The 17,757-nt window shown below is 70.8% G+C and carries 15 protein-coding genes; 4 read left to right on the top strand and 11 right to left on the bottom strand.

The annotated features are described in order from the left end of the window. Positions 1-9 precede the first annotated feature (9 nt). On the top strand, positions 10-1,047 hold the full coding sequence (locus H4Q84_RS13670) for a ParB/RepB/Spo0J family partition protein (protein WP_248579649.1): 1,038 nt from the start codon (positions 10-12) through the stop codon (positions 1,045-1,047). Positions 1,048-1,118: 71 nt separating this feature from the next. On the opposite strand, the gene H4Q84_RS13665 is transcribed toward H4Q84_RS13670, so the two are convergent. After that, complete coding sequence (locus tag H4Q84_RS13665; RefSeq protein ID WP_248579648.1) at positions 1,119-1,892, bottom strand: lysophospholipid acyltransferase family protein; 774 nt, start codon at positions 1,890-1,892, stop codon at positions 1,119-1,121. Between the two features lie 31 nt (positions 1,893-1,923). Continuing rightward, positions 1,924-3,138: a pyridoxal phosphate-dependent aminotransferase gene (locus H4Q84_RS13660; protein WP_248579647.1), complete on the bottom strand. Its 1,215-nt coding sequence runs from the start codon at positions 3,136-3,138 to the stop codon at positions 1,924-1,926. A gap of 56 nt (positions 3,139-3,194) precedes the next feature. On the opposite strand from H4Q84_RS13660, the gene H4Q84_RS13655 reads away from it, so the two are divergent. After that, positions 3,195-3,839: a GNAT family N-acetyltransferase gene (locus H4Q84_RS13655; RefSeq protein WP_248579646.1), complete on the top strand. Its 645-nt coding sequence runs from the start codon at positions 3,195-3,197 to the stop codon at positions 3,837-3,839. Positions 3,840-3,944: 105 nt separating this feature from the next. Here H4Q84_RS13655 and trxA read toward each other — a convergent pair whose 3' ends face one another. Beyond that, positions 3,945-4,259 (bottom strand): thioredoxin, encoded by a 315-nt coding sequence (gene trxA, locus H4Q84_RS13650; RefSeq protein ID WP_248579645.1) that lies wholly within the window; start codon positions 4,257-4,259, stop codon positions 3,945-3,947. Between the two features lie 131 nt (positions 4,260-4,390). On the opposite strand from trxA, the gene H4Q84_RS13645 reads away from it, so the two are divergent. Beyond that, entirely contained in the window at positions 4,391-4,840 is a 450-nt protein-coding gene (locus H4Q84_RS13645) for a MarR family transcriptional regulator (RefSeq protein WP_248579644.1), read from the top strand. Between the two features lie 345 nt (positions 4,841-5,185). On the opposite strand, the gene trxB is transcribed toward H4Q84_RS13645, so the two are convergent. From trxB to H4Q84_RS13615, 6 genes are all read right to left on the bottom strand, one after another. Further along, complete coding sequence (trxB, locus tag H4Q84_RS13640) at positions 5,186-6,172, bottom strand: thioredoxin-disulfide reductase (RefSeq protein ID WP_248579643.1); 987 nt, start codon at positions 6,170-6,172, stop codon at positions 5,186-5,188. 77 nt (positions 6,173-6,249) lie between these two features. Next, the gene (locus tag H4Q84_RS13635; protein ID WP_248579642.1) at positions 6,250-6,984 is read right to left on the bottom strand and encodes a hypothetical protein; all 735 of its coding nucleotides are present in this window, start codon (positions 6,982-6,984) and stop codon (positions 6,250-6,252) included. A gap of 37 nt (positions 6,985-7,021) precedes the next feature. Next, positions 7,022-7,699, bottom strand: coding sequence for an RNA polymerase sigma factor SigM (gene sigM, locus H4Q84_RS13630; RefSeq protein WP_248579641.1), 678 nt, complete (start codon positions 7,697-7,699; stop codon positions 7,022-7,024). Further along, positions 7,696-9,471, bottom strand: coding sequence for a protein kinase family protein (locus tag H4Q84_RS13625; RefSeq protein ID WP_248579640.1), 1,776 nt, complete (start codon positions 9,469-9,471; stop codon positions 7,696-7,698). The genes sigM and H4Q84_RS13625 overlap by 4 nt, the downstream gene beginning before the upstream one ends. A gap of 56 nt (positions 9,472-9,527) precedes the next feature. Continuing rightward, positions 9,528-11,174 carry a murein biosynthesis integral membrane protein MurJ gene (gene murJ, locus H4Q84_RS13620; protein ID WP_248579639.1) on the bottom strand — a complete coding sequence of 549 codons (1,647 nt, stop codon included), beginning with the start codon at positions 11,172-11,174 and terminating at the stop codon, positions 9,528-9,530. After that, positions 11,171-13,414, bottom strand: a complete 2,244-nt coding sequence (locus tag H4Q84_RS13615) for a DUF6049 family protein (protein ID WP_248579638.1) — start codon at positions 13,412-13,414, stop codon at positions 11,171-11,173. Before H4Q84_RS13615 ends, murJ begins: the two co-directional genes overlap by 4 nt. Before the next feature lie 158 nt (positions 13,415-13,572). Between H4Q84_RS13615 and H4Q84_RS13610 the strand changes: the two genes are divergently transcribed. Then, positions 13,573-14,997 (top strand): CCA tRNA nucleotidyltransferase, encoded by a 1,425-nt coding sequence (locus tag H4Q84_RS13610; RefSeq protein ID WP_248583650.1) that lies wholly within the window; start codon positions 13,573-13,575, stop codon positions 14,995-14,997. Between the two features lie 7 nt (positions 14,998-15,004). Here H4Q84_RS13610 and H4Q84_RS13605 read toward each other — a convergent pair whose 3' ends face one another. After that, entirely contained in the window at positions 15,005-16,024 is a 1,020-nt protein-coding gene (locus H4Q84_RS13605; protein WP_248579637.1) for a hypothetical protein, read from the bottom strand. Positions 16,025-16,050: 26 nt separating this feature from the next. Beyond that, on the bottom strand, positions 16,051-17,715 hold the full coding sequence (locus tag H4Q84_RS13600; protein WP_248579636.1) for a hypothetical protein: 1,665 nt from the start codon (positions 17,713-17,715) through the stop codon (positions 16,051-16,053). Between the last annotated feature and the right edge of the window lie 42 nt (positions 17,716-17,757).

Raw genomic sequence — 17,757 nt, 5'->3', positions numbered from 1 at the left:
GAACCGCGCGTGAACACTCCTGCCAAGCCGGCACGCCGTGGCCTGGGCCGTGGCCTGGGCTCGCTCATCCCCACCGCCCCTCCTGTTGAGGAGCGTGAGCATCAATCCGTGGTCGACACTCCGTCAGCCGAGGGACCCGGCGGAGGCGCAGGGGCCGGGAGCACCATGGAGAACAACGACGGGGTCGCCCCGCCGTCCTTGGCCCAGGCGCGCGCGGACGGCAACGCAGGCACCGTGGCCGGCGCCTACTTCGCCGAGCTGCCGATCGACCAGGTCGCCCCGAACCACCGCCAGCCTCGTCATGTCTTCGAGGAGGAGGCGCTGGCCGAGCTCGTGCACTCCATCACCGAGGTCGGGCTGCTGCAGCCCGTCGTCGTGCGGCGTACCGGCGCGGAGTCCTACGAGCTCGTCATGGGCGAGCGCCGCTGGCGCGCGTCGCAGGAGGCCGGACTCACGACGATCCCCGCGATCGTGCGCGAGACCGAGGACTCCGACATGCTGCGCGACGCGCTGCTGGAGAACCTGCACCGGGCACAGCTCAACCCGCTCGAGGAAGCCGCGGCGTATGGACAGTTGCTCGACGACTTCGGCTGCACCCACGACGACCTGGCCCAGCGGATCGGTCGTTCCCGGCCACAGATCAGCAACACACTCCGTCTGCTGAAGCTCAGCCCGGCGGTGCAGCGGCGGGTGGCCGCAGGTGTCCTGTCGGCCGGTCACGCGCGAGCGTTGCTGTCGGTCGACGACGGAGACCTGCAGGACCGCCTCGCCCAGCGCGTCGTCGCCGAGGGCATCAGCGTGCGCGGCCTCGAGGAGATCGTCTCGGTCGGCGATCACGGAGGTCAGTCGGCAGCTCGTCGTCGCAAGCCGGTCGCCCCGGGACTGGCGGACCTGGCCGAGCGGCTCTCGGACCGCTTCGAGACCCGGGTGAAGGTCGACCTCGGCCGGAGCAAGGGCAAGATCACCGTGGAGTTCGCGTCACTCGACGATCTACGGCGAATTGTCGACATCATGGACCCGCGGAACCGCCAGGACCGGCCAATCTGAGCCTGAGACCCGGACATATGTCGACAAAGGGATAAAACGCTAAGTCCGTCTCACCACTTAGCGATGAACAGCTAAGCCTTCTTCTTCGCGCGGCGTTCGGCCCGCTTGCGGGCGCGCTCGCGCTTCTCCTCGCCGTCGAGGCGTGCGGCTTCCTGCAGGCTGGGTGCCGAGCCACCGTGGGTGGCCGGCAGCCACCAGGAGCCGGGCGGCTGCTCGTCGGCCGGGTAGGCGGCGATGACCTCGTCGAGCATCCGGCTCATCGTCTCGTGCAGGCGCCTGGTCTCGCCCGCGGCGTCCCTGGGGTTGATCTGCATCGGCTCGCCGACGTGGATCGAGATGCTCTTGCCGCGTGAGAAGTCGCGCGGGTGGTCCTTGGTCATCATCCGCTGGGTGCCCCACAGGATGACCGGGATCAGCGGCACGCCCGCGTCGGCTGCGATCCGCACGGCGCCGGTCTTGAACTCCTTGAGCTCCATCGCCCGGGAGATCGTGGCTTCGGGGAAGATCCCGACGATCTCGCCGTCCTTCAGACACTCCACCGCCCGCTCGTAGGACGCGATGCCGTCGCCCCGGTCGACCTCGATGTGGTGCAGCGACCGCATCAACGGCCCCGTAGCCTTGTGGTCGAACAGCTCGCGCTTGGCCATGAAGCGCACCAGGCGGCCGGACGGGTTGGCCGCGAGGCCGCCGTACACGAAGTCGACGTAGCTGACGTGGTTGTAGGCCATCAGCGCACCGCCGGTGCGGGGCACGTGCTCGGTGCCGGTCATGGTGAACCGGTTGCCCAGTGCGCGGAAGGCCGTCTTGGCGGCCACGATGATCGGGGGGTACGTGAGGTCGCGCATGACCTCACCCTAGGGTGCGACCTGGTCGTGGTCAGCGGCGTGTGGCGAGGAAGTCCGCGATCCGCCCGATGGCCTCTTCGAGCACCGATGCCTCGGGCAGGGTGACGAGCCGGAAGTGGTCGGGCGCGGGCCAGTTGAAGCCGCTGCCGTGGGTGACCAGGAGCTTCTTGGCACGCAGCAGGTCGATGACGAACTCCTCGTCGTCGTCGATGGCGTAGACCTCGGGGTCCAGGCGCGGGAAGCAGTAGAGCGCGCCCCGCGGGGTGACGTTGGAGACGCCCGGGATGTCGTTGAGCAACCGGTCGGCCAGCATCGACTGCTCGTAGTAGCGGCCGCCGGGCACGATCAGCTCCTCGACCGACTGGTAGCCGCCCAGCGCGGTCTGGATGGCGTGCTGGGCCGGGACGTTCGCGCACATCCGCATGTTCGCGATCAGCGTCAGTCCCTCGAGGAAGTCGGTGGCGAGCTCCTTCGGACCGGAGATCATCACCCAGCCAGCTCGGTAGCCGCAGACGCGGTACGCCTTGGATAGGCCGGAGAAGGTCAGGCAGAGCACATCGTTGGCTGCGTACGTCGCGGCGTGGTGGTGCTCGGCATCGTCGAAGATGATCTTCTCGTAGATCTCGTCGGCGAAGATCACCAGGTCGTGGCGGCGCGCGATGTCGATCAGGCCCTTGACCGTCGCCTCGCTGTAGACCGCGCCGGTCGGGTTGTTCGGGTTGATGATCACCAGACCGTGGGTGTTCTCGGTGATCTGGGCCTCGATGTCGGCCAGGTCGGGGCTCCAGCCGTTCTCCTCGTCGCAGCGGTAGTGCACCGCCGTACCGCCGGAAAGGGTCACCGCGGCGGTCCAGAGCGGGTAGTCGGGCGCGGGCACCAAGATCTCGTTGCCGTCGTCGACGAATGCCTGGAGCACCATCGAGATGAGCTCGGAGACGCCGTTGCCGATGAAGATGTCCTCGACGCCGACCTCGCGCAGCCCCCGCGACTGGTAGTAGTTCATGACGGCCGTGCGCGCGGAGTAGATGCCCTGGGAGTCGCTGTAGCCCTGCGACTTCGGCAGGTGGTGGATCATGTCGGCGAGGATCGCCTCGGGCGCCTCGAAGCCGAACGGCGCGGTGTTGCCGATGTTGAGCTTGAGGATGCGGTGGCCCTCGGCCTCCAGGCGGTGGGCCTCGACGAGGATCGGCCCCCGCACGTCGTAGCGGACACCTTGCAGCTTCTTGCTCTGACGGATCTGGCGCACAGACGCATCCTGTCAGGCCGTACGCCGCCTAGCATGGCCATATCGGGAGGTGAACCATGGCCCGCACGCTCGCGCGCCTCACGCTTGACCATCTGGGGGAGTTCGACGACCACGTCCGCAGCTGCCTGTTCTGGCAGCTCGACCCCGTGTCCCGCTCCCGCATCGACGACGACCAGCGTGCGGCAGAGCTGGAGGCGTGGGTCTCCGAGGTGCTGCGCGAGTGGGGGTCGTGCGGGCGCGTGCTGCTTGTCGACGACGTACCGGTCGGGATGGCGCTCTACGCGCCCGTGCGGTTCCTGGCCGGAGCCATGACGATGCCGACCGCGCCGGTCTCGCCGGACGCCGTACTGCTTGCCACGGTGTACGTCGCCCCGCAGCACCGGAGCGGCGGACTGGGCAGGATGCTGGTGCAGGGGACGGCCCGCGACCTGGTGGAGCGGAAGATCGTCGCGGTCGAGGCCTTCGGCGACACCCGCGGCACCGCCGGGCGCGACTGCGTGCTGCCGGTGGACTTCCTGGACGCGGTGGGCTTCAAGACCCAACGCTCGCACGCGACGACGCCGCGGATGCGGATGGATCTGCGCACCACCCGGACCTGGATGAGCGAGGTCGAGCTTGCCGTCGAAAGACTGCTGGGTGTGGTGCGACCGATGCCGAAGAAAGCGACCCGGCTCGGGCGAGAGCCCGGCCGGGTCGGCTAGTCAGTCCGGTTCTCGATACACCCGGTTCTCGATACACCCGCTCGTTCCTCGCGGGCACTCGACCACCGAGGACAGCCGCGGGCACTCGACCACCGAACCAGAGGCTCAGAGGAGGTCTTCGAGCTCCTTGAGGATCGCGGCCTTGGGGCGCGCGCCGACGATGGTCTTCACGACCTCACCGCCCTGGTAGACGTTGATCGTCGGGATGCCGGTGACCTTGTAGGACGCCGGGGTCACGGGGTTCTCGTCGACGTTCATCTTCACGAACGTGATCTTGTCGCCGTGGGCGCCGGCGATCTCGTCGAGGATGGGAGCCACCTGACGGCACGGGCCGCACCACTCGGCCCAGAAGTCCACCAGGACGGGCTTGTCGGACTTGAGGACCTCGGCCTCGAAGTCGGCGTCGGTCACTGCTGCCATGTTCGCCACGGGATGCCCTTTCGGAAGAGATATCTAGCTGGTCCTCAGTGAACACCACCCCACCGACAGTTGTTCCCTGCCGGCGGCCGTGTCCTGCCGGCGTCCGAAGTGCGATCTCACTACATAGTGAAGTGCCTTCACGATATGACGAACATCCGGACCAGCGACGCGCTCGACAAGGTGCTGGCACTCAGCATGCTCGTCACCAGCGACCTCGAGCGCTTCGAGGCGGCCGAGCAGATGAGCACCCTGCGCGCGCACTGCTCTGGCAGCTCGGCGCCACCGGCCCGAGCACCCAGCGCGACCTGGCCGCCGCCCTCGAGGTCAGCCCCCGCAACATCACCGGGCTGGTGGACGGGCTCGTCGCCTCCGGCCACGTCACCCGCGAGCCGCACCCGACCGACCGCCGAGCGACGCTCGTGACGCCCAGCGCGAAGGGATCGGCGTTCGTCGCCGAGCTGCAACGCAGCCACGCCGAGCAGCTGTTCGCAGACATGGGGGAGCGCCGGCTGTCCGGCTTCGTGGCCGCCCTCGACGACACGTTGACCCGGTTCGCGAACCTGGCGGACGAGACCCGATGACCGCGCTACGACGCGTGGCGAGGCTGGCAAGGCAGCTGGTCGTGACGGAGTTCAGGCTCTACCGCGCGCTGGCGTGGTGGATCCTGCGCCGCAGGCCGGGGCAGGGCGCCGGCACCGAGCGTCGCCGTACTGCAGGTGAGGGAGCAGGACTGGCCGAGCTCGATCCGCACGGTCCAGTGGGGCGACGACGACGCGCTCGCGATCGCCGTCGGAGCGCGCACCAACGTGGTGGCGACCCTCGTCGAGCCCGCCACGCTCACCGTGAAGGGGGAGCCCGCACGTTATGGAGCGTGGCGTTCTGGGTCGACGAGCCCCGCGAGTTCGCGCGGGAGCACAGGTGGGCCGTCAGGCGGTGACCGACTCCATCTCGGCCGGACCGGCCGTCGAGGCCTGGTGGTCCAGCATCGCGACGTACCGCTCGGCGTCGAGGGCGGCCGCACACCCCGTGCCGGCCGCGGTGATCGCCTGCCGGTAGTGGTGGTCGACCAGGTCGCCGGCCGCGAAGACGCCGGTGAGGTTGGTGGCCGTCGACGGGTGCTTGACCAGCACGTAACCGTCGTCGTCGAGGTCGACCTGCCCGGTCAACAGCTCCGAGCGCGGGTCGTGGCCGATCGCGATGAACAGGCCGGTGACGGCCAGCGGGCGCTCCTCGCCGGTCTTCGTGTCGCGCAGGGTGATGCCCTCGAGGCGCTCGTCGCCCTGGATCGAGGCGACCTCGGAGTCCCACACCATCTCGAGCTTGGGGTCGGCGAAGGCGCGCTCCTGCATGATCTTCGACGCGCGAAGCTCGCCGCGGCGGTGCACCAGGTAGACCTTCGTCGCGAAGCGCGTCAGGAACGTAGCCTCCTCGATCGCCGAGTCGCCGCCGCCGATGACGGCGATCTCCTGGTCGCGGAAGAAGAACCCGTCGCACGTCGCGCACCACGAGACGCCGCGTCCCGAGAGCTCCTCCTCGCGGGGGAGGCCGAGCTTGCGGTAGCCGGAACCGGTCGAGAGGATCACCGAGCGCGCGGTGTAGGTGTCGGTGGCCGTCTTCACGATCTTGATTTCGCCGGTGAGGTCGACCTCGACGATGTCGTCGGCGACCAGCTCGGCGCCGAACCGCTCGGCCTGAGCGCGCATCTCGTCCATCAGCGCCGGACCCATGATGCCGTCGCGGAAGCCGGGGAAGTTCTCCACCTCGGTGGTGTTCATCAATGCGCCACCGGCGGTGACGGAGCCCTCGAAGACGAGGGGCGCCAGGGTCGCGCGGGCGGCGTACAGGGCTGCGGTGTAACCGGACGGACCGGAGCCGATCACGATGACATTGCGGGGTGCGGTCTGCTCAGACATGGCTCTCACTCGTGGGGGTTTGGGTACGTCGATTGAACCGATCGTAGACGCGCGTTGTTCCCGCGGGTGAGCCTGGCTCAGGGTGCCGCGACGATGCCGCTGCGGAGTACGTCGTCCCCGTCACACGCGAACAGGTCGACCACTTGGCTGCCGTCCGGGGCGGGGCGGAACACCAGCGCCGCCCGGTCGCCCTGGTAGCGCACCAGCACCCGCTCGCCGTCGCCCCACGCGTCTCGGTCACAGGTGCCGTCGAACAGGGTGCCGGGGCTGTCATCGTCGGGAGCGGTCGTCGCGTCGGTGTTGCCCTGGCGCGCCCGGGCGTCCGCAGCGTCGGCGTCGAAGGTGGCGTCGTCGACTCGTGGCAGTGCGGACAGGGCCGACTTGGCGCCATTGCGGTCGGGCGCCGACTCGCCACCGGTGTCGCCACGGGACTCGGCGGAGGGCGATAGGGGCTGGGATTCCTGGTCGGGTGCTTCGGCCGCCTCCCCCGCCCCGCTGTCGGCGGAGTCGTCGGCCGTGCTCATGCCCAGGTCGGTGTCCATCCCGGACACGACCTGAGCCACGCCGATGCCCACCGCAACCACGGCCACCGCGGCGACAAGGAGCTGGGTCACGCGCCGGCGCCGGCGGGACGCCAGGGTCACCACGGTGGATGAATGGAGCTCACGCCGCTCCTCGGCCAGCGTCGCCAGCGTGCGGTCGAGTCGGGCCGCCACGTCTGCGGGGACCGGGTCGGTGTGCCGGGCCTCGGCGAGCAGGCGTCGTACGCGCTCGGTCTCGGCGGGACTGAGCTCGGGCAGTTCGTCGTTCACGGGCGGGTCACCTCCTCAGGGCGTGATGGTCAGTCGGTCAAGGGTCTAGGACCGGTGGGCCACGGGGCGCGTCGGGCCGGTGGTCAGCTGATCGGACGGGTGAGTCGGCATCGGGGTTCCGTGCTGGTGGGGTGCCGTGCAGCACACCGAGCAGCGGCGCCAGCCGGGCCCGGCCGCGGGAGCAGCGCGACTTCACGGTGCCTTCGGCGCAGCCCAGCATCTCGGCGGCCTCGGCCACGGAGTAGCCCTCCATGTCGACCAGCACCAGCGCCGCGCGCTGCTCCGGCGTCAGCGTGGCGAGGGCGTCGAGCACCAGCCGGCAGCGCTCGTCGGCGACCACGATCTCGGCCGGGTCGAGCTCGGTGGCGGCCGTGGTCAGCGACCCGCGGTCGGCGTACTCGTCGATGTCGTCAGGCAGCGGCTGCGCGGCGCGCACCTTGGCGGCCCGGTGCCGGTCGAGGCAGGCGTTCACGACGACGCGGTGCAGCCAGGTGGTGACGGCGGCGTCGCCACGGAAGGACGCGGCCCGGCGGTACGCCGCGATCAACCCGTCCTGCAGCCCGTCGGCCGCGTCGTCGGGGTTGCCCATCGTGCGCAGCGCGACCGCCCAGAGCCGGTCGCGGTGTCGGCCGAAGAGGGTGCCGAACGCGTCGGGGTCACCCTCGACGTGGGCCTGGAGCAGCTCGGCGTCGCTGGCTGGCGCGGAGTCGGTCACCCGGCCACCACCACCTCGGCGATCTGGCCGCGGAATCCGCCGTCGACCGGGGGCAGCGAGGTGAGCCACACGACGACGTACTGGTCGGCGACGTCGTCGGGCAGGCGCAGCGTCAGCGCCGGGTCGTCGCCCGTGGTGCTGCCGTCGGCGACGGCCTCGAGCCCGTCGACCGTGGTCGGCACCTCGCCGGTGCGGAAGACCTCTGCCGAGGTCGGTCCCCCGGGCAGGGTGAGCCGCACCGAGCGCAGGGTCTTGGCCGAGCCCAGGTCAAGCACCAGGCCGACACCGGTCTTGAGACCGCCCGGCCCGAGGTTCTGGTTGTAGGTGTTGGTCTGCCAGGCGGTCGCGGGGTCGCCGTCGAGGGCGAGCGGGACGAGGTCGGGGTACTCCTCGAAGGGTGCATCGCCCTGGGGGTCGAAGTCCTGCGCGGTGACACCGGTGAGGGGTACGGCGCGAGGCCGGTCGCGGGCCTGGCCGGTGGTGTCCTCGCTGGCCGGGTCACCGTCGTCGTTGCGGAGCTGGAGGACAGCGAGCACGGCGACGACGAGCAGCGCGACGAGCCCGACGACCATGGCCAGGCGTAGCCAGTTGCGGCCGGGCACCTCCTCTTCGGCCACGGAGCTCAGGATCCCGGAGCCGGTGCCGCTCTCCCACGGCCAGAAGCCGCTGCCGGTGTGGGCCCGTGAGTCGCGTACGGCGGCCGGGGCCGACGCCGGGGCAGTGGTCGTGACGCCGGGACGGGGTCGGCGTACGGGCTGGCCGCGGGGCGGGTCGGGCGCGAAGAGCGGCCGGTCCGGCGGCTGGGCGAAGGCCGGCGGCGGAGGTGGCCGGTCGTCACGCGGAGTCAGCCAGCTGACGTCGTCCTCCGGGTCGTCCTCGGTGAATGCGGGGATTCCGGCCTGGGTGGGCATGTCGACGGGCTCGGGCTTCGCGGCGGGAGGTGGCACCGACCCGATGGCGGGCTCGGTCTCGGGGTGCCGGTGCGGCTCGCGCGTCGGGGCGTCGCCGACGAACTCGGTGAGCGCATCGGCCAGGCCCCGCGCTGTCGAGAGGTCGTGGTCGGGCCGGCTGGCGTGCGAGGCGGCGTAGGGGTTGAGCACCTCGTCGCACAGGCCGTCGAGCAGGCGCGGGATGCCCGCCCGGACCCGCCTGGGCCGCAGCAGCGCGCCCTGCTCCTGAGGGGCACCGGGCACCCGGGAGGTGGAGGTGCCGGCCCAGCGGCCCGTCATCGCGGCGTACAGGAGGCCGGCGAGGTCGTGTACGTCGGTGCTGCGGCGCCCGGGGGGCAGTCCGTGCAGAGCGGCGTCGACGCCGAAGCCGATGATCCTGACCTCGCCGTTGTGGTCGACGAGGACGTTCTCGGGGTTCAGCCGGCCATGTGCGAGGCCGGCCTCGTGGGCCCGGGCGATCGTTTCGGCGACCTCGGCCACCAGCCACGCGGCCTCGCGGGGGGCCATCGGACCGGCGCCGGTGAGCGTGATGTCGAGCGAGTCGCCCGAGCCCCACTCGTTGACGACGTAGACGACGCCGCCCGAGTCGCGGGCGTCGAGCACCCGCAGGATGCGGCGGTCGACGAGGGTGGCCGAACGGCGGGCGGCGTCGAGCAGCCGAGGCGCGCGCTCGTCGGTGCTGGCAATGATGTGGATCGCGACCGAGCGCGTCAGGACCGTGTCGAAGGCATGCCAGAAGCGGGCGTCACCGCTCTCGCTCAACAGGTCGTCGAGCCGATAGCGCTGCGCGAGCACGTCTCCCGCACGGATCGAGCCGGGCATGATGCCTGCGCCCCTCCCTCGCGTCGGACCTTGACCAGACTCATCGTAGGCCCGGCTCAGCGTCGGGAGAGCCGCCCTTGAACCGTGTCCACCACCGAGGTGATCTCGCGCAGGCGCAGGAGGCGGGCCATCACCAGCAGCACCGCGAGATCGGCACCGCCGATGAGTGCGCCGCGCCACAGCGCCGTCACCTTGCCCGGCTGGTCGCCCCAGCCGGGCAGGAGTACGGCGACTGCCAGGGCCGCACCGGTCGAGACGGCGACAGCCAGCACCATCCGGACCGCGAACCGCACCAGCGTCGGTGTGTGCAGCCCGCCGAGGTGGCGCCGGAGCACGGAGTAGCTGATGCAGGCGCCGACGAGGTACGCCGCGGCGTACGCGAGGGTCAGGGCGGGTGAGGTGTCGGCGGCGTTGCTACGGCCGACGAACAGCACGGCGGCGGCGATGTTGACCAGCGACACCGCGCACTGGATGAAGAAGACGGTGCGGGTCTGCTCGAGGGCGTAGAAGCCCCGAAGCATCAGGTAGTGGACGGTGAAGACGACCAGGCCGGCCCCGAAGAGCGACAGCGTGGGCACGAAGTTCTTGCTGCTGGTCGCGCCCGCGCCGAAGCCGAACATCAGCGACGCCAGTTCGGGGGCAACGAGGGGCAGCAGAGCCGCGAACGGGATCACCACCGCCAGCGCGGTGCGCAGGGTGCTGGCGAGGCTGGTGGACAGGGCGGCGTACTCGTTCTCGCGCGCGTAGGCGGAGAGACGGGGCAGGATCGCGGTCGCGAGCGACACGGTCAGAATCGCGTGCGGCACCATCACGAGCAGGAACGAGTAGGAGTAGATCGTGAGGCCGGTGCCGCCGGGTCCGTCGGCGGTGCCGCCCGAGGCCAGCTTGACGACCACGGTGTACGCGACCTGGTTGACGATGACGAAGAGCACGGTCCAGGTGCCCAGCCGCAGGGTGTGGCCCAGGCCGGTGCCGCGGAAGTCGAAACGCGGCCGGTAGGTGAAGCCGGCCTTCTTGAGATAGGGCAGCAGGATCAGCAGCTGCGCGACGATCCCGGCGGTCGAGCCGAGGCCCAGCAGGAGCTCCTGGCCGCTGGTGAACGGGCCGGACTTCTCCGCTCCGGTGGCCTCCCCGAAGACGAACAGGTAGGTCACCAGCACCCCGACCGAGATGACGTTGTTGGCGATCGGCGCCCACATCATCGGTCCGAAGCGGCCGCGGGCGTTGAGGATCTGCCCGACCAGCACGAACATCCCGTAGAAGAACACCTGCGGCAGGCAGAAGCGCGCGAAGTCGATCACCGACTGGCGCTGCCCGGCCAGCTCGGGCTTCGAGTACCTCGAGTCGAGGAGCACCGACATGATCAGGGGTGCGGCGACGATCAGCAGCACGGTCACCGCGGCCAGGAACAGCGCGGCCAGGGTGATCACCCGGTTGGTGTAGGCCTCGCCGCCGTCGGCGTCATCCTTCAGCGAGCGCACCAGCTGTGGAACGAGCACCGCGTTGAAGACGCCACCGGCCAGCAGGATGTAGAGCATGTTCGGCACCGTGTTGGCGACATTGAAGACGTCGGCGTGCAGCGCGTTGCCCAGTGCCCAGACGAGCAGCGAGGACCGGACGTAGCCCGAGAGCCGCGACACCGTGGTGCCGGCCGCCATCACCGCGCTGGAGGACAGGATCTTGGCGTCGGTGTTGTCGCTCATGTGGCCGTCGACCCAGGCTCGGGCTCGGCGTTCTCGGCGTCCGGCTCGTCCTCACCGGGCTGGTCGGGCAGGCCGCGCAGGCGTCGTACGAGCCGGACCCCGATCGCCCCGAAGAGCATCACCGCGCCCGCGGCCATGATCAGCCAGATGACCTGGCTGACCTGGGCGGTGCGCACCGAGAACGTGGTGGCAGAGCCGAGTGGCTCGCCCTCGACGTCGGTGACGCGCAGGGTCACGGTGTGGATGCCCTGGCGGGTCGCGGTCGCGTCGAGCAGGATCCGCCGCCGCGAGAGCGGCGCGAGGGTGATCGTCTCGGGCCCTTCGAGCTGGATGCCGCCGTCGGTCAGGGCGACGACCCGCACCGTGACGGCCTCGGTGAGTTCGTTGGAGATGGTGGCGCCGAGGTTGCCCTGGTCACTGGAGAGGGTGACCTTGGAGGGTCCGTCGATGGTCACCTTGCCGAGGATGTCGGAGATGCCTCCGGCCGACCGTTGGGTGGCGAGCCGGGAGCTCTCGGGGTCACGACGGGAGAAGTACGACAGACCGGTGAGGGCGATGTTGCCGACCGAGTAGCCGATGCCGGCCGGTAGGTCGAGCACGCAGGAGAGGACCATGCCGTCGGCCATCAGCGCCCGGGCGCTCTCGAAGTTCGCCGTCGGCAGCTCGCCCTCGAGCTCCGCGTCGGGGTAGACGAGCTCGTCGTCGGCCAAGGTCTCCGAGCCGGCTGAGACCAGTTCGGAGAGCTCCCGCATCTGGAGCACTCCTTCGGCGAAGCTGTCGTAGAGCGTCTGGGAGTCGGCCGGGTTCCACGTCGGGGGCGGCACCATGATGATCGGCGTCCTGTCACCGGAGACCATCCGCAGCGCGGCCTCGCTCAACAGCCGCTGGCGTACGGCGATCGGCGAGCTCGACGACTCCGGACCCGGTCCGCCCGCGGCCACGCCCGACGACGTCGTGGCGATCTGGTGGCCGAGCAGCTGGCCGGACGACGGGGCCAGACCGCCGAGTCCGGCGACCGCGGTGTCCGACAGCAGGACGAGCGCCTCGCGCGGAGCCCGGGCCAAGGCCTCCGGGCTGAGGTACCCCGAGTGGGGCGCCAGGGCCGGGCTGGCGGCTACCTGCAGGCCGGTCATCGCGTCGGCGGAGCGTTCGAGGGCGAGGTCGTAGGTCTCCGGGGCGTGTCGGGCGGCCGCGGACATGTCGACGTCGCCGTACGGCAGGGTCAAGACGCTGCGCGGTCCGATCGCCTGCTGGAAGAGCAGGAGCCAGTCTCTCGCGGCGCTGGCGGCCGCGGCGTTCTCGGGCGACAGGTCCTCGTCGGCCGGAGCGGGGGTGGGCGTGACGGGCGGCGGCGAGTCCGTGGACGGGGTCTCGCCGTTCTCGGGCTCGTCGCCTCCCTCGCTGCCGGGCAGGGGAGCCAGGCTGAGCGGCTGGTTGCCCTCGGCCAGCCGGGTGACGGCCTGCACCACGGCGGGGTCGACCAGCCAGGTGACCGGACGTGACCCGGCCGTCTGACCGGCTCGGAGGACGTTGCTCAGCCGGCCGCCCGCGCCGAGCCGCTTGGCCCAGCCGACGGGATCGGAGACCCGGCCGTCGGGGTCGTAGTGCACTGTCGCGCGCAGCGGCAGGACGAGCGCGGCGTCGATCGGCTTGCTGTCCTCGGGGAGCAGCGGGATGAACGTGCGCGCCCTGCCGTCGGCGAGGGCGTCGCCCGGGGTGCTGGGCGAGGCGCCGAGCGCGTGTACGCCGACCCAGTAGACGCCCGCCTGGTTGCCGGTGGCGAGCGCTTCGCGAGGCACGATCGCGGTGAACGTGGCGGTCTCGTCCGCCGCGAGGCTCGGCACCGTGGCGTACGTGTCGGGCTCGAGGATCCGGTCGCCCAGGTACTCGTCGGCCTCCGACTCGGCGGCCAGCGCGAGGCTGGCAGCGTCGGGGATCGGGGTCATCGAGCGGAACGTGTAGAGATTGATGTCGGTCCACGTCTCGCTGGTGGTGTTGGTGACGGTGCCCGAGATCGTGACGTCGGCATCGGGCTCGATGACCGACGGCGTGAGGTCGGTGATCTTGATCTCCAGCGGCGTGGTGACCTCCGCCGTAGTCGTCGCCGCCACCTGCCTCGTGGTGGCTATCTCGTTGCTGGACGCCAGGGTGGCGTTGGCCGGCGGCACGCCACCGAGCAGACATCCCGCCGTCGCCAGGACACCCACGAGCGCAGCCGTCAGCGATGGGGGGCGAAACACGCACCGACTCTAGTGCGGCGACCCCCGCCGACTGGTCAGGCCCGCACGGATGCCGGACTCCCTGCTCTCCTTTCGTAGACTGGCCAGTCGTGTCCGACGCCACCGCCCCGCGCCCCGAGCCCGCCGTACTCCCGGCGGGGTCACAGGCACCGTTGTCGATGGCCCAGGTGCAGGAGACGGTGGCGCGCGAGCTCGACCGGATCGGCTCGGTGATCGACGAGCTGGGCGACCTGTTCGCGGCCGCCGGTGAGCAACTGGCGCTGGTCGGCGGGCCAGTGCGCGACGCGATGCTCGGACGGCTTCAGAACGACCTCGACTTCACCACGTCGGCCCGACCCGACGTCACCGAGCGGCTGGTGTCGAAGTGGGCCGAGGCCGTGTGGGACATGGGCCGGGCGTTCGGCACGATCGGCTGCCGCAAGGGGCCGTGGCAGGTCGAGATCACCACCTACCGCGCCGAGACGTACGACCCGGCGTCGCGCAAGCCCGAGGTCGACTTCGGTGACTCGCTGGCCGGTGACCTGGGTCGGCGCGACTTCACGGTCAACGCGATGGCCGTCACCGTCCCCGGTCGGGTCTTCGAGGATCCGTACGGCGGCATCGCCGACCTCGCTGAGCGCGTGCTCCGCACCCCGGGCCGGCCGGAGGACTCCTTCTCCGACGACCCGCTGCGGATGATGCGTGCCGCCCGGTTCTCCGCGCAGCTGGGCTTCGACGTGGCGCCCGAGGTGGTGGCTGCGATGACCGCCATGGCCGACCGCATCTCGATCATCTCGGCCGAACGTGTGCGGGACGAGATCGTCAAGCTGGTGTGCGCGCCGTACCCCCGTCGTGGGCTGACCCTGCTCGTCCAAACCGGGCTGGCCGCGCTCGTTCTGCCCGAGCTGCCCGCCCTGGCGCTCGAGCGCGACGAGCACCACCGGCACAAGGACGTCTACGAGCACACGCTGACCGTGCTCGAGCAGGCGATCGACCTGGAGACCTCCCGCGGCGGGCCCGACGCGCCGCCCGACTTCGTGGGGCGCTTCGCCGCGCTCATGCACGACGTCGGCAAGCCGCGCACCCGCAAGTTCGCCGGCGACGGCACCGTCACGTTCCACCACCACGACGTGGTGGGCGCCAAGATCACCCGCAAGCGGATGCGGGCGCTGCGCTTCTCCAACGACGACATCGACGCCGTCGCGACGCTGGTCGAGCTGCACCTGAGGTTCCACGGCTACGGGTCGGGGGAGTGGACCGACTCCGCCGTACGACGCTACGTGCGCGACGCCGGTGACCAGCTAGAGCGGCTGCACATCCTCACCCGGGCCGACTGCACCACACGCAACCAGCGCAAGGCCGACCGGCTGCGTCGTACCTATGACGAGCTGGAGGAGCGCATCGCGCGGTTGTCGGAGGAGGAGGAGCTGGCCTCGATCCGCCCCGACCTCGACGGCACCGAGATCATGGAGATCCTCGGCATCGGGCCCGGCCGCGACGTCGGCGAGGCCTACCGGTTCCTGCTGGAGCTGCGGATGGACCACGGGCCTCAGGATCCCGCCACGGTGCGGGCGGCTCTGCTCGACTGGTGGGGCTCGCGCTAGCGACTGGTCAGCGCACGAGCAAGGCGTCCCCGTCGCGGTCGCCGGGCACCAGGGCACCCCTCTCCGTGCCGGGGATCGGCCGGCAGGTGCCCGCCGGCACCGTGCAGGTGATGAGGACGTCGAGCGGCGAGGACGGCATCTGCTCGGTCCCGGCCGGTGTGCCGCCCACGGTGGTGGCGTCGTCGAGCCACGAGTCGAGCCACCAGCGTTCGAGGGCCGGTCCGCCCGGGACCGGGGGCCCGTCCGCTGGGAGCAGACGGGTCGAGACCGGGTCACCGTCGGCGGGCACGAGCTCCGGCGGCGCGGCCAGGTCGTCGGGGTTGCGGATCGCCCAGGTGCCGGCGACATTCGGGAGCGGATAGGTCGGGCTGAACTGCTGGTACCAGTCGGTCTCGGAGAGCCCACCCTGCGCGACCTCGGCGGGGCTCCCCTGGCCGGTGGCCAGGTCGTAGGCCAGGACGCCGTCGACGGCCTGGACGTAGGCGGTGTCGACGGACACGCCGATGACCGAGATCGGGACCTCCTCGTAAAGGTCGGCCCAGTCGTCGACGTCCTTGCCGAGCCCGGTCCGGCTGCGCACCAGCTCCGTGCCGTCCGCCAGGTCGACCACCACCGCCTCGGCGGGACCATCTGCGCCTTGGGGTCGGTCGAGGAAGGCCAGGAAGCGGCCGTCCGGGGAGGTCGAGAGGGTCGAGGGGTGCGGGTGGGCACGGGTGCCCTCCACTCCGCTCGACGTCGCGTGCCGCAGCTCGGCCAGGCCGTCGTCGTCGGGGGTGTCGGGCCGGAACCAGACGCCGTCGCCCGCCACAACGTACTCGGTGACCGTCGAGCCGGTGTCGATCGTGGAGCCGTCGCCCAGGTGAACCACCCCGTCGACAGCCCACACGAGGCCGGACGTGTCGACGAGGTCGTCGACGGCGGGCCAGGTCTCCGACGTCGTCGGGGTGTCGTCGGCGCAGCCGGCCAGCCCGGCCGCCAGCACGGAGGCGACCGCCAGCGCGGCGACCCGGTGGTTCGGTCGTGACATGGCCACGTCCTTCCGTCTGCGTGGGCTCAGGACAGCAGGTCCTGCAGCATGCCGAAGAGGCTCTCACCGTGGTGGTCGGAGTCGGTGTAGTCGCGAGCTGCCCCGACCAGCCCGGAGGCGGTGAGGTCGGCCGACACCCTCGCCTCCCCGAGCCAGACCGCCGTCGTGTCGAGGTGGGTGGTGACGGTGGTGGCGAACGCGGGCGCGGCGGGTGCCTCGCCCAGGCACCTCGCCGGAAGGCTGAGCCGGGCCAGGCGCCCCTGTGCCGTGTCCATCCCGCTCTCGGCCTGGCGGAACTGGCTGCTGGCCTGCTCCAGTGAGAGCGGGACGACCTCGATGGTCCCGGCCAGTCCCAGGTCGCCGTACGGCGTGACGGTCATGTTGAGTCCGGCCCACAGGTCGGCGAGCGACGCCGAGCCGAAAGGGGAGGAGTAGCCGGAGCTGCCGGACTCGTAGGTCGTCACGACACCGTCGGGAAGCATGATGACTCCCTCCGACATGGTGGGGAGCTCCACCGTCTGCAACGGGTCGCCGAGCTCGCCGCCGGAGAGGACGTCGTTCAGGTTGTAGCTCGTGAGCGCACCGGCGTTGCCGCGCCCCTCCGAGCTGCTGAACACGATCTCGTTGCCTCGGACCGCCATCCCCTGCGTTTGGTCCGGTGTCTTGAACGGCCCCTGCTCGTTGCCCCACGAACCGGACTTCAGGTCCCACGTGTAGGTGTGGAGCGTGTCGGTCTTGAAGTCGCCGACGTAGAGGGTGTTGCCGGAGACGGTGCACGACGACCCGGCCGCGACCGTCTGCGGCGGTCCCTGGGCAGGCACGGTCGTGGATGGTGTGGCCGCGTTGATCGTGTCGAGGTCGTACTGGTGGACCGTGGGGTTGCTTCCGGACGAGGTGACCCACACCGTTCCGTCGTGGACGGCCACGCCGCCGACATGCACGGGGACACCGTCGTCTCCAGCGGCGCCGAGCTGGACGGTGTTGAGGACCTTGCCCGTGGCGGGGTCGATGACGCTCAGCTCGGCACCGCCGTCGGCGTTGTAGCTGGTCTGGATGAGGTTGCCGCTCGCGGGGTCGTAGCCGAGTCCCTGCGGGGTCCAGCCGTCATCGTCGTTGTCCGTGGCGAGGGTGTTGGGGATCGCCGGTCCGGGCAGGGTGCCGTGTTCGAGGTCGCGGATCATCGACTTCACCAGGCCCCGCTCGAGCCACTCCTGCTGGTCCGCGCCGAACGGGTCGGTCGTGAGGAAGTCGGCGGCCTCGGACAGCTGGTCGGAGTAGCCACTGCGGACGGTCGCGAGGTTGTTGGTCGTGGTGACCAGCAGGAGGAGCATCCCAAGGGTGTCGACGACGTCATTCTTGTGGGCGCGCCAGTAGTCGATCTGCTCGGTGGCGTCGGCCACCATCGTCGAGTACGCCCCGGAGACGTAGTCGAGCGCGAGCTTCGTCCGGTTGAGACGGATAAAGCAGACCTCCGCGGACGCGCGGGTGGCCCAGGCGCGCATGTTGAAATGCGTCCGAGCGCTCGGGCTATCCCAGTCGGGCTTGTCCTGGGCGAGGGCGACGAGGTCGATGCTCTCGGCGACGCCCGTCATCGACTGGTCGACGTCCCCGGCCAACGTGTGCACCGTGCCCGGACTGCCCGAGGTCATGGCGTCGTACATGGCCTCCGGCCACATCCCGGTCGATCCCATGAGTTCCCCCCGCCGTCGTCGACCCCCTGCCGACGCCGATCC

Source organism: Nocardioides sp. InS609-2, assembly GCF_023208195.1.
Taxonomy (GTDB): Bacteria; Actinomycetota; Actinomycetes; order Propionibacteriales; family Nocardioidaceae; genus Nocardioides.
Note: the sequence above shows the minus strand (reverse complement) of the source record. Positions and strands in the feature narration are given on the sequence as shown.